This is a genomic window from Desulfovulcanus sp., assembly GCF_982781345.1.
Genome location: NZ_CEYAEZ010000141.1, coordinates 1 through 1549, shown reverse-complemented (window position 1 = coordinate 1549; position 1549 = coordinate 1). Strand labels below are relative to the sequence as shown.

At 34.9% G+C, this 1549-nt stretch carries 1 protein-coding gene; it reads right to left on the bottom strand.

Going from position 1 to position 1549, the window contains the following annotated elements; translation table 11 throughout:
- Nucleotides 1–83: 83 nt before the first annotated feature.
- Nucleotides 84–1460, bottom strand: a complete 1377-nt coding sequence (gene rfaE1, locus AC3WVG_RS11730; RefSeq protein WP_488798301.1) for a D-glycero-beta-D-manno-heptose-7-phosphate kinase — start codon at nucleotides 1458–1460, stop codon at nucleotides 84–86.
- Nucleotides 1461–1549: the final 89 nt, after the last annotated feature.

The window sequence follows — 1549 nt, the reverse complement described above, 5'->3', positions numbered from 1 at the left end:
TGTGTAGATATAGTTTTGAAGCTCATCCATAACCCTTTGTATCGTCTCTTTATGTGAGTTTAACTCATTTTCAATCATATTCATCATGATAGTTTTGCCTTTTTTATGATATTTGTCGTGCTTTTTCCATCTACAAACCGAACTAACCTAGTCTCTTTTGCTATATCGCTTCCTACTACCTCTTTTCCCTCATAGTCTCCACCCTTAACTAAAACATCCGGTTTTATCGCTTTTATGAGTTCATAAGGTGTATCATCCTCAAATCCCACTATAAAATCAACCGCTTCAAGTCCTGCTAAAACTTCCGCTCTATCATTAAACTCATTTACAGGGCGACTCTCTCCTTTAAGTCTTTTGACACTTGCATCGGAGTTTAATCCTAAAACAAGTATATCACCGAAGCTTTTTGCCTCTTTTAGATACTTTACATGTCCGCTATGAAGTATATCGAAACATCCGTTTGTAAAGACTATCTTTTTATCCTTCGGTAGCACTTCTAAAAGTTTTTCCAAACTAACTATCTTTTTACTCTCTTCAAAACTCTCTATATCCTCTTTTTTAACCGCATAACATCCTACATGGCTTACTGCGACTGCAGCCGCTTTGTTTGCAAACTCTATAGCTTCTACTATACTTTTACCATTAGCTAAACTCATAGCAATAGATGCTATAACAGTATCTCCGGCTCCGGTTACATCAAAAACATCTTTTGCAACTGTCGGAATTTTTAAAAGCTCATCTTCATATAAAGCGATACCATCTTCACTTAAAGTTATAATAGAGTATTTTAACTCACACTCATCTTTTAACTTTTTAATAGCTTTTGTTAAACTCTCATCATCTTTTATCTCTATCGATGTAGCTTCTGTAGCCTCTTTTTTGTTTGGAGTTAAGAGTGTAGCACCTTTATATTTACTATAATCACTCCCTTTTGGATCTACTAAGATAGGTTTGTTGTGTTCATTTGCTAAAGAGATAAGTTTTTTAGTTAAAGAGTCAGTTAAAACTCCCTTTCCATAGTCACTTAAGATGATAGCATCATAAAAAGGCAATACTATCTTAGTTCTTAAAAACAAAGTCTCTTCACTTGCAGTAGATATATCTTCACTATCCTCTTTATCTATACGAACTATTTGTTGATTTGATGCCATAACTCTTGTTTTGTGAGAAGTTTTTCTTCCCTTTTGTATAGCCCAACCCTCTTTGACAACACCTTTTTGTCCAAGCCTCTCTTTTAAAAACTCTCCTCCCTCATCATCTCCTATAACTGAGCAAACTCCAACTTTACAACCTAAAGATAGAAGGTTATTTATAACATTTCCGGCTCCTCCCATCAAAAGCTTTTCATCTTTTACTTTTACTACTTGAACCGGAGCTTCGGGAGAGATTCTATCCACACTTCCATAAAGATAGTGATCTACCATAAGATCACCGATAACTAAGATATTTGGTTTTTTCATTTCACCTCTTTTTCAAAAAGTCTCTTTATCTCCGGAATATATCTTTTTATTCCCTCTTCCAAAGAGTATCTCGGCTCATAACCTAAAGC